The organism is Rhodococcus sp. MS13 (genome assembly GCF_013277835.1).
GTDB lineage: Bacteria > Actinomycetota > Actinomycetes > Mycobacteriales > Mycobacteriaceae > Rhodococcus_F > Rhodococcus_F erythropolis.
This window is the reverse complement of record NZ_VBTL01000014.1, coordinates 230,612-243,922: the sequence shown is the minus strand read 5'-3', so window position 1 is coordinate 243,922 and position 13,311 is coordinate 230,612. Positions and strand designations below refer to the sequence as shown.

Below are 13,311 nucleotides of genomic sequence, written 5' to 3'. Positions count from 1 at the left end.
TCCAGTATCCACATCTACCGGCAGTCTGCGAATTCGTGGAATTGGTGGGAATCAGCGGCGTCGTCGAGATCTCACGAACGCCGCGCCCCCGAGCGCGCATCCTGCCGCGACCAATCCGGCCCACACGAATGTCCATGGATCGACCCCGACGCCGACCGAACCGGCAGACGAGTCAGCCGTCGATTCGGTCGCTTCCACGAGCGCGCGCATCACGTGAACCGGCGGCAAAGCTCCGCCGGCAGATTCCGATCCGATCAGAACATCGCCCGCGTCGTTGAATGCCACGGCCTCGCCCTGAGGCTCCGTCGGGAGCGGGATCCGCAGGGGTTCGGTATCGGTGAGCGTCGCGCCGATTCCGCCGTCCACGACTTCGTACAGGTACAGATCGGAGTAACTCCGAAGCGCGATCGCCGAACCGTCCGACGACACCGCTCCCCCGGTGAACATCACCGACACGGGCTTCTCCGGTCCGAGAGATACGGCTCCGACGCGCTCGAGCGGCGTCGGGCCGGGTTGCGCCAAGTCACTCAGTTTCTGATCCCCGACGGGTGTGTAGACACTGCTGGAGCCGAACAATTCCTTGGTCACGACAAACACATGGCCGTCAGGGTCGAGCAGAATCGATTCGGTGTCGTGCGCGCCGTCCGGGTACGTGAGGCGGTGCAACGTACCGTCACCGGAATCGAGGTCCATCGTGATGAACGCCACCGTGTCGCGGGTTCGGAGGTTGTCGCCGGTATCCGACAGAACGAGCGTTCGACCACTCACCGCAAGATCTTCGACGTCGTATGGATCGATCGGAACCGGAATCTGTTTCTGGACAACACAGTTCAGGTCCATTTCGAATACGAAGTCGTCACTGCCGCCGTCACCCATCGCGTAGATCCGATCGTCGACGACGACCATCCCCGACAACTCCTGGAGCGCAGGATCGGTAGGTGTACAGAGTGGGGCGAACTCGCTCGGTTCGAACGACGACGCCTGTGCGAGCGCTCCGGGAAGCAGTGCGGTTGCCGTAGTCGCAGCAAGCACCGCGACCACGGCCCCGAAACTACGCACTAGGTGCGTACTCCACCAATGCCGAGGCCAACATCTGTGGCACGCGTGCGTGCACCCGCGTTCCCGCCTCTTCGTGAGTCGATTCCAAAATCGTTCCGTCCGAGTGGATTCGAGCCATCAGATCACCGCGCGTGTACGGCACCAGCACGTCGACCTCGACCTCCGGCCGAACCAGCACCTCGCTGAGATGTGCTCGTAGTTCAGCGATTCCTTCACCGGTCCGCGCCGAGACGAACACGGCACCAGGCAGCAGACCACGTAGTTGCGTCAAGGTAACCGGATCTGCCGCGTCGATCTTGTTGACCACGATCAACTCCGGCGGAGCCTTCGAATCCGTCTCGCGCAGAACATCGGTGACGACTTCCCGCACAGCCTTGATCTGTTCTGTCGGCAACGGATCCGAACCGTCGACGACGTGCAGAAGCAGATCCGCGTCGGTCACTTCCTCGAGAGTCGAACGGAATGCCTCGACCAACTGAGTCGGAAGGTGTCGCACGAAGCCGACCGTGTCGGTGAGTACGTACTCGCGGCCGTCGTCGAGTGCGGCGCGGCGAGTTGTCGGGTCCAAGGTGGCGAACAACGCGTTCTCCACGAGCACACCGGATCCGGTGAGCGAATTGAGCAGACTCGATTTGCCCGCGTTCGTGTATCCGACGATGGCGATCGACGGGATGTCACTCTGCAGTCGACGGGTCCGCTTGGTGTCGCGGGCGGCCTTCATGCCCTTGATCTCGCGGCGCAGTTTTGCCATGCGCTCACGAATACGGCGACGGTCCGTCTCGATTTTCGTCTCACCGGGACCACGCAGGCCCACACCTCCGTTACTGCCGGCACGGCCACCGGCCTGGCGCGACATCGACTCGCCCCAACCACGCAGACGCGGGAGCATGTACTCCATCTGAGCGAAAGCCACCTGGGCTTTACCCTCACGAGACGTGGCGTGCTGAGCAAAGATGTCGAGAATCAGAGCCGTCCGGTCGATGACCTTGACCTTGACGATCTTCTCCAGCGCCGTGAGCTGCGCCGGCGTCAGCTCACCGTCGCAGACGACGGTGTCGGCGCCGGTCGCCAGGACTACTTCGCGCAGTTCCTGGGCCTTGCCGGAACCGATGTAGGTGGCAGCGTCGGGTTTGTCGCGGCGCTGAACCAGTCCTTCGAGGACCTCGGAGCCGGCCGTCTCGGCCAGTGCGGCCAGCTCGGTCATGCTCGCCTCGGCCTGCTCGGCAGTTCCCTGCGTCCAGACGCCGACCAGGACAACTCTTTCGAGTCGAAGCTGGCGGTACTCGACTTCGGTGACGTCCTCGAGCTCGGTCGACAGACCGGCCACGCGGCGCAGGGCGCCGCGATCTGCGAGTTGCATCTCACCGGTCGACGGGTTGCCCGATGCGGACGCTGCCGTGTATTCGGCTTGCGCGTACTCGGACTGCTCGTGAGCGGTGGACTCTTCGTTTTCATGTGTGTTCGTCATACAAGATCCATGGTCCCACGAAACCTGGCCACGGTGCATCCGTATTTCCTGCAGGCGTATTTCCCGCGGGCGATATCACACGAGCGATTGCCACCAGACATCGCTGAGCGTCCCGTTCGCCACCAGAACCGAGGGCCCCCGCAACGACCCTTCGCCGCCTTCGACGGTGACCTGCACTTCGCCGCCGAGCACGCGCACCAGCACCGAGCCTTCGTCGCGGCCGTCGAACTTCAGCGCCGCGGCCGCAGCTGCGACCGTTCCGGTTCCGCAGGAACGAGTCTCGCCCACACCACGCTCGTGTACGCGCATGTGGACCCCACCGTCGTGGATCGGCGTCACGATCTCGATGTTGACCCCGTGCGGGAAGAACCCGGGATCGAAGCCCGGAGAAACACTCAAATCGAGCGCACTCAAAACTTCTGCCGTCACGTGCTCGTCGACACACGCCAAATGCGGATTACCGACGTCGATGCCGACGCCGGCGAAGACGCGGCCGTCGATTGTTGCCGAACTGGTGCCGAGGTCCTTGATCGGGCCCATCGCCACGGTCACGTCACCATGTGTGGCGTCGTAGCCGTGCACCACGACCGGACGCGCTCCGGCACGACTGCCGACCACGAACTCGTCCTTGCTCTCCAAGCCCGAGGCCTTGAGATAGTGGGCGAATACGCGAACTCCGTTTCCGCACATCTCCGCGATGGAGCCGTCGCTGTTGCGGTAGTCCATGAACCAGTCTTCGGCAGCGACGCCGTCGGGCAGCGCACCGAGCACGCCCGCGTCCGCAAGTGCGCCTGCCCGGGCAACACGAAGGATGCCGTCGGCGCCGAGGCCACGCTGACGATCACACAACGCTGAAACTCGCGCCGGCTCGAGATCGACCCGAACGTCGAGGTCAGGGAGAACAACGAAGTCGTTCTGCGTGCCGTGGCCCTTACTGAAATCCATGGTCGCCATCCTATCCGGACCTACCGACCGACTCACGCAGGTGACGCGGTGACCACGACGTTCTGTTCGTACGTGAATCCGGACGGCAACGAGGGGTCGGGCACGGTTGCGCCGCCGCAGGTCACGAGGACCAGCCTGGGCGCACCCGTTTCGGAAAAGAACTCGGCCGGCAAAGCCACCTTTTCGTACAGCTTCAGGCTCGCTGCGTGATAGGTGAACATCGTTCCGGTGTCGTCGCTCACGTAGATCGGTGTTCCGGGCTTCATCTGGTGCAGCGCCCACAAGGCGCCGTGCGTGCGATCACCGTCGTCGACGTGGCCGGCAACAAGATTGGTGCCCTCCGAAGATCCGAACTGCACACCGTTGGTGAAATGCGAAACCTTGTCAGGATGCGGAAGGATCATTCCGCGGTTGGCGCCGAACCCACTGGTCACGATGTCGGCTCGCACATCGAGATCGGGAATCGCGAGCGTATTCGGCGGCAGATCCGTTGGCGCAGGCGCCCAACTCGCCCCTGGATCGGTTGGAGCTCCCACGTCGAAGGGTGCTTCGGGAACAGGTGCGCTGATGGGCTTCCCGGCCGCACTCACCGCAAAATAGACGAGCACCCCGCCGACCGCGAGAAATGTGACGAGCAGTAGGAGAAGCGGCAGCCGACCCGCGCGTCGGCCTCTCGGTCGCGCGTGTGTCCCGGTCTGCGCCATGTTCGTTGTCCTCCAGTCCGTCGATCGCGAAACGAATGGATCGCGAAAGAGCTAACTGTAAGATAGCTGATCGGCACGATCGTGTTACAGGCCGCGATCTGCAAGGGCAGCGAAGGCCGAGCGAGCCAGCTCCGGATCGGCACCGTCGAGCCAGTGCACGCGTGCGTCACGACGGAACCATGATCGTTGGCGGCGAACGTAGCGCCGCGTCCCGATGAACGTCCGTTCGAGTGCTTCGGCCAGATCGTATTCACCGTCGAAATGTGCGAGCACCTGTGCGTAGCCGATGGCTCGCGGCGCTGTGACGCCCTCACGCAATCCTTGCTCGACGAGTACGGCGACTTCGTCGACAAGTCCGCCTGAAAACATCAGCTCGGTTCGCAACCGAATCCGGGCGTCGAGTTCTTCCGTATCCCGATCCACGCCGAGAATGCGGGTTCCCCAACGAGGGTCACCGATCTGCGGAGCTGAGGCCGCGAACGGCAGACCTGTCAGCTCGACGACCTCGAGCGCCCGAACCATCCGCCGGCCGTCCGTCGGCAGTATCGACGCCGCCGCTACCGGATCAGCAGCAACAAGCGCCGTATGCACCGCACCGACCCCACCGTCGGCCAGCACTGCCTCCCACTTCGCACGAACTTCGGGATCCGTTGCCGGAAAGGACCATTCGTCGAGTAGAGACTGGACGTACATCATGGATCCGCCGACGATCACCGGAACCTTGCCCGCCGCGATCAGATTCTCGGCGATCGCGATCGCGTCGCTTTGATAACGCGCGACGGTGGCGGTCTCCTTCACGTCGAGAACGTCGAGCAGGTGATGCGGAATCCCGCGACGCTCGGCCGGCGTCAGTTTGGCAGTCCCGATATCCATGCCGCGATAGAGCTGCATCGCGTCGATGTTGATGATCTCACCGCCGAATTCCTCGGCCAGTGCCAACGCGAGATCGGACTTTCCCGACGCGGTCGGACCGACAACTGCGATCGGGCGAAGTTCTTCAGGGACGTTCACGGCCGCCACGTCCCGACGTGGTAAGCGACGCCGAACGGCGCATCGCTGTAGTCGACCACCGAACGTGTCGTGGTTGACCGAGACGAGTCCATGAAGACACCGGCCAGGACCTGCCACGCCGCGCGTCCCTGGGCTCCGACACTCCGGCAGAGCTGCGGATCGAGAGCAAGAAGCGCCTCCGGATCACCGGCGGTCAGGGCATCGTCGATGGCTGATTGCACGCCAGCGGCGCGCTCGTCGAAGCTTCCGGGCGCCTTGGCCGTCAGCGTGGACGCACCGTCAGCCACGATCAGAAGCCCATGCGGTCGGTTGTCGCTGTCGAGTTGCTTGCGCAGCTGCTGTCCGAATTCACGACATTCATTCACCGACGCCTCTGCACTGACGACGTGCATGTCGACGGTGATCTCCACGTCCGCTCGGGCACGCAGCCAGCCGGCAACAAGGGCGCACAGTTCGAGAGATGGCATCGGTTCACCTGCCGCATCCGCGTCCAGGGACGTCCGGACATCGGCGCCGAATCCCGCGAAAGTACCGATCTGCCCACGTCCGACGCCCGATCGCCAGAGTTCGCCTGCTGCATTCTCGGGTTCTGCATTCTCGGGGCCGACACCGACGCCCACCCAGTGAACCGCCTCGTGAGAGAGCCGGCGCACGGCGGCTATCGCTGCAGCGCGCACCTGAGCGGACTCGGCCGAATCACCGGACAATTCCGGCACGAGTAACGGCGCCGAGGGGACGAGAACAGCGGAAGTCAACACAGTTGCCACGCTAGTCGACCCCGAGGTGGCGACCTCACACCCTCTTACCTGATTCAATAGTCGGAGAACGTGAGTACCGGGTTCAATGGAACCAGGAATGCGATCAGGCAGCCGTGACGCGCGGCAGAGACGAGGACCGATGACCGAGAACAGTGAACCCACCACCGGCGCCGACAGCAGTTCGGCCAGCCCGAGCCCGGCAGCACCCAAACCCGGTGCTCCCAAACCTGGTGGACCACGCCCCGGTGCGCCCCGCCCCGGAGCACCTCGCCCCGGCCCGGCAGCCTCGCATGCCGTCACCGCCGCGCCGGCCAGCGACCCGAGCAAGTTCGGCCGCGTCGAGGAAGACGGAACCGCCTGGGTGAAGACCGCTGACGGTGAACGCCAGATCGGTTCGTGGCAGGCCGGCGACGCCACCGAGGGCCTCGCCCATTTCGGTCGTCGCTACGACGACCTCGCGACCGAGGTCTCACTACTCGAGGCTCGACTGACGTCGGGCGCCGGAGACGCCAAGAAGACCAAGGCTGCCGCCATCGCTCTATCCGAATCCCTCTCCACCGCTGCCGTGATCGGGGACCTCGACGCTCTGGCCCGCCGACTCGACGTGATCGTTGCCGGGTCCGACGAGGCCGCAGCACACGCGAAGGAAGAGAAGGAACAGTCTCGCGCCGCGAGCACCGCCCGCAAGGAGGCCCTCGCAGTCGAGGCCGAACAGATCGGTTCGGAGTCGACCCAGTGGAAGACCGCGGGTGATCGACTGCGCGAGATTCTCGACGAGTGGAAGACGATTCGCGGAATCGACCGCAAAGTCGACGACGCACTGTGGAAGCGGTACTCCAAGGCTCGCGAGTCCTTCAACCGACGGCGTGGAGCGCATTTCGCCGAACTCGATCGTGATCGTGCGAGCGCACGTTCTACGAAGGAAGAACTGGTCGAGCGCGCCGAGAAGCTGTCGACCTCCACTGAATGGGGACAGACCGCTGGAGAATTCCGCGATCTGCTCAGCGAGTGGAAGGCTGCCGGCCGCGCACCGCGCGAGGCCGACGACAACCTGTGGAAGCGCTTCAAGGGCGCTCAGGACGTGTTCTTCGCCGCGCGCAACGCTGCTGCATCCGAGCGCGACGCCGAATTCGAGCAGAACGCGGTTGCAAAGGAAGAGCTGCTCGCAGCGAACGCGAACATCGATCCGGCGCACGGACTCGAGAACGCTCGTGCAGCGCTGCGCGACCTGCAGGAGAAGTGGGACGCGATCGGCAAGGTGCCGCGCGACCGGATGCAGGAACTCGAAGCGAAGCTCCGGGCCATCGAAACCAAGGTGCGCGACGCCGTCGACGCCGAGTGGCGTCGTACCGATCCGGAAGCACTTGCCCGGGTCGCGCAGTTCAAGGAGCGGGTCAGCCAGTTCGAGGAGCAGGCCGCCAAGGCTCAGGCTGCCGGCAAGACGAAGGACGCCGAGAAGGCTCTCGCTCAGGCAAAGCAGTGGCGTGAGTGGGCCGAAGCAGCCGAGAGCGCTGTCAGCGAGTAATCGACGACGAGCTGCTTTGACAACAACGCCGGCTGACTCCGAAAGGAGTCAGCCGGCATTGTCTTGCGCTATTGGCTAAGAGAACTTCCGTGTCAGCCGACGTTCCATTCCTGATGCTTCTCGGCTTCAGCCGCAGCGATCCGGCGTTGTTCCTCGGCAGCGAGCTGAATGTTGGTTCGGGTCCAGACCACCTTGAGCCAATGGAACGTCAAGAACACGACGGCAAACCATCCGATGACCAGCCCGATCGACGGTCCTGCCACGTTGAATCCGGCGGGAATGGTCTGACGTGACCAGACGGCCATCATTCCCAGCGCACTCGCCACGGCACTACCGGCCAGCGCGACCCACGCCAGACTCCAGCGCCGCGTCACGAGTGCGAGCATCGAGAATCCGATGCCGAAGATGACAACGAACCACACGAACAAGCGTGAGAACAGTGCAATTCGTTCACTTTCCGCATCCTGGTTGTACGCGAGCACATCCCAGCCGTTCGCAACTCCCGCATGGGGCAGTGCAAGTGTGCCGACCAGCACGAGCACCGCAACCGCGACAACCATGGCGCGCGCACCCGGATCGATTTCCCCCGCGACCTTGCGTTCCGCGTCGTCGAGGTCCTTGCGGTAGCCCTCGAAGGCGTCGTCGCCCGGCTGAGGTGTCTTGTTCTCGTGTTGCGAGGTCATGCGTTGCATCCCATCTGGACGGGTTGTGGGGCTGGGGCACCGATCTTCGGTAGTCCGAGACCTACGCCGATGGGCGGGGTCTTGGGTGTGATGCCCTTTTCGAACGAATCACCGGCGCGGGTCCGACGGTGTGTGAGCACTCCGTCATCTGCCACGAGGTGATGGGGGGCTCCGTGGGTGACGACGACCGTCACCACGTCGCCGGGTCGGATTGTGCCGTCGAGGTTTCCTTCGGGTCGGAAATGCACCAGGCGGCCGTCTCGCGCGCGACCACTGAGACGGTGAGTCGCTGCGTTCTTGCGGCCCTCCCCCGCGGCCACCAGTAGTTCTACCTCGGTGCCGACGAGTTTGCGATTTTCCTCGATGTTCACTTCTTCCTGAACCGCGAGCAATCGCATGTAGCGTTCCTGGACAACCTCTTTGGGAAGTTGATCAGCCATCTCCGCCGCCGGCGTGCCCGGGCGCTTGGAGTACTGGAAGGTGTAGGCGTTGGAGAATCGCGCCTTACGCACGACGTCCAGCGTCTCCTCGAAATCCTCTTCCGTCTCCCCCGGGAACCCGACGATGATGTCCGTGGTGATGGCGGCGTGCGGCATTGCGGCGCGCACCTTCTCGATGATCCCGAGGTACTTCGACTTGCGGTACGAGCGCTTCATCGCCTTGAGAACCTTGTCCGAACCGGACTGCAACGGCATGTGCAGTTGCGGGCAGACGTTGGGAGTGGTTGTCATAGCTTCGATGACGTCATCGGTGAACTCTGCCGGGTGCGGCGATGTGAACCTGACCCGTTCGAGGCCGTCGATGTGTCCACATGCCTTCAAGAGGGAGGCGAAGGCTCCGCGATCGCGCGGTTGTTCCGGATCGGCGAACGACACGCCGTAGGCGTTGACGTTCTGTCCGAGCAGGGTCACTTCCGAGACACCCTCGTCGACGAGTGCCTGCACCTCGGCCAGAATGTCGCCGGGACGTCGATCCACTTCCTTGCCACGCAAGGCCGGAACGATGCAGAACGTACACGTGTTGTTGCAGCCCACCGAGATGGAAACCCAACCTGCATAAGCAGATTCGCGCTTGGCGGGCAGTGTCGACGGAAATGCCTCCAGCGCGTCGAGGATTTCGACTTCGGCGCGCTGATTGTGGCGCGCACGGTCGAGCAGCGCGGGAAGCGAGCCGATGTTGTGAGTGCCGAAGACGACATCGACGAACGGCGCCTTCTTGACGACGGTGTCACGATCCTTCTGCGCCAGGCACCCACCGACCGCGATCTGCATGTCGGGGTTCGCCTCCTTGTTCGGGGCGAGCTGGCTGAGGTTGCCGTACAACTTGTTGTCCGCGTTCTCGCGGACCGCACACGTATTGAAGACGACAAGATCAGGATCGGTTCCGGTCTCCGCCTTCGAATACCCGGCGTCCTCGAGCAGACCGGACAGTCGCTCGGAATCGTGGACGTTCATCTGACAGCCGTACGTCCGCACCTCGTAGGTGCGAACAGGCGTAGCAGTTGCCTCCGGAACTGCAGTCGGCTCCGGAAGTGCAGGGGACATTTCGTCGATCAGTGACACGCTTCAGCCTAGCTCACGTCCACTACGACGTGTAATAACGCCCTGATAAACAGCCGAAACGCGACATAAACGTCGTCACAGTAAAATTTCCATTACATATGGCAAGAACCATGGCGAAATCACGGGCGTCGACGCAAACTACGCCTAAGGTTCTCGTTTATGACCCAAGCCGACGATGCGACGACGCCGACCACCTCCGGCGATTCCACATCCATGATTTCGATGACCTCGGTGAACAAACACTTCGGGGAACTTCACGTCCTGCAAGAGGTCAATCTCGAGGTACCCAAGGGCCAAGTGGTGATCGTCCTCGGTCCGTCGGGCTCCGGTAAGTCGACTCTGTGCCGCACCATCAATCGCCTCGAACCCATCGACTCCGGCACCATCGCCGTCGACGGAAAGACGCTCCCCGAAGAGGGCAAAGCACTTGCCGCACTTCGTGCCGACGTCGGGATGGTCTTTCAGTCTTTCAACCTGTTCGCGCACAAGACGATCCTCGAGAACGTCATGCTCGCACCGATGAAGGTCCGCAAGGCAAAAAAGGACGAAGCCAAGAAGACCGCGCAGGCGTTGCTCGAACGTGTCGGTATCGCCAATCAGGCCGACAAGTACCCGGCGCAGCTTTCCGGCGGTCAGCAACAGCGTGTCGCCATTGCTCGCGCTCTTGCGATGCAGCCGAAGGTGATGTTGTTCGACGAGCCCACCTCCGCTCTCGACCCCGAGATGGTCAACGAAGTCCTCGACGTCATGACCTCCCTCGCGAAGGAAGGCATGACCATGCTCGTGGTCACGCACGAGATGGGCTTCGCGCGCAAAGCCGGCGATCGTGTGCTGTTCATGGCTGACGGCCAGGTCGTCGAAGACACCACGCCCGAAGAGTTCTTCACCCATCCCAAGTCGGATCGGGCCAAGGACTTCCTCGGCAAGATCCTCACGCACTGATTACAGTCTCCCCTCCGACAGTCCTGTCCTCGTCCACAAGACAACTTGCTCGACTGCACCGTTCACCTCGGCTGCACCGTTCATCTCGACTGCACTGTTCGTGTGTCGACAACTGAGAGGATCTTCATGAAGATCAATCGTTCCGTCCGTTTCGGAATCGGAATCATGGCCATTGCGTTCGCTGCCACGGCCTGTGGCGGCGGCGAGGAGAACAAGTCGATCACCGAGAGCGCTTCCGACGGCACTCTAACCGTCGGCATCAAGTTCGATCAGCCCGGCCTCGGTCAGCGCAACCCTGACGGCACCTTCTCCGGCTTCGACGTCGAGGTAGCCCGTTACATCGCAAACGAACTCGGCGTGAAGCCCGAAGGCATCACCTTCAAGGAATCTCCGTCAGCCCAGCGCGAGACCCTGATCCAGAACGGCGAGGTCGACTACATCGTCGCGACATACTCGATCACCGACACGCGCAAGGAAAAGGTCAGCTTCGGCGGCCCGTACTTCATCGCAGGCCAGTCGCTGCTCGTTCGCTCCGACAACACCGACATCACCGGCCCCGATTCCCTGACCGGCGGCAAGAAGCTCTGCTCGGTGTCGGGTTCGACTCCGGCGCAGAACATCCAGGACAACTACGCAAAGGACGTCCAGCTCCAGCCGCTCGACACCTACTCCGCTTGTGTCGAGGCTCTGCGCAACGGCGCTGTCGACGCTGTCACCACCGACGACATCATCCTCGCCGGCTACGCCGCCCAGTACCCGGGCGAGCTGAAGGTCGTCGGAGAACCGTTCACGACCGAAAAGTACGGTGTCGGCCTGGCCAAGGACGATTCCGAGGGTCGCGGCAAGATCAACGATGCCATCGAGAAGATGATCTCCACCGGCGCGTGGGAAGAAGCCTTCAACAACACCGTTGGTGCTTCGGGCTACCCCATCCCGGCCCCGCCCACCGTTGATCGTTACTGACCTGCTTTTTTCACCGTCAATCGCGCTGCGGCTCCCCACTTCGGGAGCCGCAGCGCGTGACGCCACCAACGGAGATCCCGTGATCTGGGGAGACGGCAAGTGAACCTTCTGAGCAAGTACGGCGACCAGATTCTGGAAGCCTTCTGGACCACGATCCAGCTGACGTTCTTCTCCGCGATCGGCGCCGTCATCATCGGTGTCCTGATCGCGGCCATGCGCGTGTCACCGGTTCCGGTCGCCCGATTCCTGGGTACCGCGTACGTGACCGTGTTCCGCAACACCCCCCTGACACTGATTCTGCTGTTCTGTCTGTTCGGTCTGTCGCAGACGCTCGGAGTCAATCTCGCCAAGTCGGACTCACCGACGTTCTTGACAGACAACAACTTCCGACTCGCAGTACTCGGCCTCAGTGTCTATACCGCCGCGTTCGTGTGTGAGTCACTTCGATCGGGAATCAATACCGTTCCGGTCGGCCAGGCCGAAGCGGGCCGATCACTCGGTCTGTCGTTTGCACAAAATCTTCGGCTGATCGTCCTGCCTCAGGCATTTCGCGCGGTCACAGCACCGCTGGGTAGCGTGCTGATCGCACTGACCAAGAACTCGACCATCGCCGCGGTGATCGGCGTATCCGAAGCGTCAGCGCTGATGAAGAAGATGATCGAAAACGAAGCGGCGATCTTCGTCGTCGGTGGAATCTTCGCTGTCGGTTTCGTGATCCTGACACTTCCCATGGGCTTGATCTTCGGCAAGCTGAGCAAGCGATTCGAGGTTTCACGATGAGCAACCGCGCAACAGTCCTCTACGACGCGCCCGGCCCCAGAGCGCGAAATCTCTACCGATTCGCGTCCCTTGTCGTCGCTGCACTCATGGTCGCAATCGGTTACGTCATCTACCGCGCACTCGACGAAAAGGGCCAGCTGACAGCAGCGAAGTGGGATCCCTTCCTCGAATCCACGTCGTGGACAACGTATCTGATACCCGGCATCCGGGGAACGCTGATCGCGGCTGCGATGTCCATCGTCTTCGCGCTCATCCTCGGTTCTGCCCTGGGTATCGGCCGACTCTCCGAGCACAACATCATTCGGAAGATTTGCGGCGTCATCGTCGAATTGTTCCGAGCAGTACCGGTTCTGATTCTGATGATCTTCTCGTATCAGGTGTTCGCCGAATACGAGGTCTTCAAGTCCAAGTACCTCGCACTCGCGGCAGTCGTCGTGGGTCTGACTCTGTACAACGGGTCAGTGATCGCCGAGATCGTCCGTGCCGGAATCAACTCACTCCCACGAGGTCAAAGTGAGGCCGCCAAGGCACTGGGCATGCGCAAGACGCAGATCATGGTGACGATCCTGCTCCCCCAGGCGGTTACCGCCATGCTCCCGGCACTGATTTCACAGATGGTCGTGGCGTTGAAGGACTCCGCCCTCGGTTACCTGATCGGGTATGTCGAGCTGGTGCGTCAGGCCCAACAGCTCGGCACCTTCTACGGAAACTTCCTGCCGGCGCTCATCGTGGTCGCCGCGATTATGATCGCTCTCAACTCGGCTCTGACCTTCCTGGCAACCAAGGTGGAGAAGCGCCTGCGTTCCGGAAAGCGAAAGGGTAAGGGCCCCATCGCGGCTCCGTCCGCCGACCCAGCCGTTTCGGTTCCGGGCATGGACCTGACCAAGCCGTGAATCAGATGGAGCCGTGAG

At 62.6% G+C, this 13,311-nt stretch carries 13 protein-coding genes; 5 read left to right on the top strand and 8 right to left on the bottom strand.

The features are described from left to right. Positions 1-51 precede the first annotated feature (51 nt). The 6 genes from FEZ59_RS29510 to FEZ59_RS29485 all read right to left on the bottom strand — a co-directional run bounded on the left by FEZ59_RS29510 (position 52) and on the right by FEZ59_RS29485 (position 5,945). On the bottom strand, positions 52-1,059 hold the full coding sequence (locus FEZ59_RS29510) for a hypothetical protein (protein WP_172933553.1): 1,008 nt from the start codon (positions 1,057-1,059) through the stop codon (positions 52-54). Continuing rightward, the gene (gene hflX, locus FEZ59_RS29505; RefSeq protein ID WP_003942213.1) at positions 1,052-2,527 is read right to left on the bottom strand and encodes a GTPase HflX; all 1,476 of its coding nucleotides are present in this window, start codon (positions 2,525-2,527) and stop codon (positions 1,052-1,054) included. The genes FEZ59_RS29510 and hflX overlap by 8 nt, the downstream gene beginning before the upstream one ends. A 75-nt stretch (positions 2,528-2,602) precedes the next feature. Continuing rightward, positions 2,603-3,472: a diaminopimelate epimerase gene (dapF, locus tag FEZ59_RS29500; protein ID WP_172933552.1), complete on the bottom strand. Its 870-nt coding sequence runs from the start codon at positions 3,470-3,472 to the stop codon at positions 2,603-2,605. 32 nt (positions 3,473-3,504) lie between these two features. Further along, the gene (locus FEZ59_RS29495; protein ID WP_020907529.1) at positions 3,505-4,176 is read right to left on the bottom strand and encodes a class F sortase; all 672 of its coding nucleotides are present in this window, start codon (positions 4,174-4,176) and stop codon (positions 3,505-3,507) included. Positions 4,177-4,260: 84 nt separating this feature from the next. Continuing rightward, complete coding sequence (gene miaA / locus FEZ59_RS29490) at positions 4,261-5,196, bottom strand: tRNA (adenosine(37)-N6)-dimethylallyltransferase MiaA (RefSeq protein ID WP_070797205.1); 936 nt, start codon at positions 5,194-5,196, stop codon at positions 4,261-4,263. Next, positions 5,184-5,945: a class III extradiol dioxygenase subunit B-like domain-containing protein gene (locus tag FEZ59_RS29485; protein ID WP_097387420.1), complete on the bottom strand. Its 762-nt coding sequence runs from the start codon at positions 5,943-5,945 to the stop codon at positions 5,184-5,186. Before FEZ59_RS29485 ends, miaA begins: the two co-directional genes overlap by 13 nt. 139 nt (positions 5,946-6,084) lie before the next feature. Between FEZ59_RS29485 and FEZ59_RS29480 the strand changes: the two genes are divergently transcribed. After that, entirely contained in the window at positions 6,085-7,470 is a 1,386-nt protein-coding gene (locus FEZ59_RS29480; RefSeq protein ID WP_019748202.1) for a DUF349 domain-containing protein, read from the top strand. Positions 7,471-7,562: 92 nt separating this feature from the next. On the opposite strand, the gene FEZ59_RS29475 is transcribed toward FEZ59_RS29480, so the two are convergent. Next, positions 7,563-8,153, bottom strand: a complete 591-nt coding sequence (locus tag FEZ59_RS29475; RefSeq protein WP_020907525.1) for a hypothetical protein — start codon at positions 8,151-8,153, stop codon at positions 7,563-7,565. Continuing rightward, positions 8,150-9,697: a tRNA (N6-isopentenyl adenosine(37)-C2)-methylthiotransferase MiaB gene (miaB, locus tag FEZ59_RS29470; protein WP_172933562.1), complete on the bottom strand. Its 1,548-nt coding sequence runs from the start codon at positions 9,695-9,697 to the stop codon at positions 8,150-8,152. The genes FEZ59_RS29475 and miaB overlap by 4 nt, the downstream gene beginning before the upstream one ends. Before the next feature lie 231 nt (positions 9,698-9,928). On the opposite strand from miaB, the gene gluA reads away from it, so the two are divergent. The 4 genes from gluA to FEZ59_RS29450 all read left to right on the top strand — a co-directional run bounded on the left by gluA (position 9,929) and on the right by FEZ59_RS29450 (position 13,293). After that, entirely contained in the window at positions 9,929-10,657 is a 729-nt protein-coding gene (gene gluA, locus FEZ59_RS29465) for a glutamate ABC transporter ATP-binding protein GluA (RefSeq protein WP_007735175.1), read from the top strand. A 126-nt stretch (positions 10,658-10,783) separates the two neighbouring features. Then, complete coding sequence (locus tag FEZ59_RS29460; RefSeq protein WP_020907523.1) at positions 10,784-11,620, top strand: glutamate ABC transporter substrate-binding protein; 837 nt, start codon at positions 10,784-10,786, stop codon at positions 11,618-11,620. A gap of 99 nt (positions 11,621-11,719) precedes the next feature. Further along, positions 11,720-12,400, top strand: a complete 681-nt coding sequence (locus FEZ59_RS29455) for an amino acid ABC transporter permease (protein ID WP_019748198.1) — start codon at positions 11,720-11,722, stop codon at positions 12,398-12,400. Continuing rightward, positions 12,397-13,293 (top strand): amino acid ABC transporter permease, encoded by an 897-nt coding sequence (locus FEZ59_RS29450; protein ID WP_007735172.1) that lies wholly within the window; start codon positions 12,397-12,399, stop codon positions 13,291-13,293. Before FEZ59_RS29455 ends, FEZ59_RS29450 begins: the two co-directional genes overlap by 4 nt. Positions 13,294-13,311 lie beyond the last annotated feature (18 nt).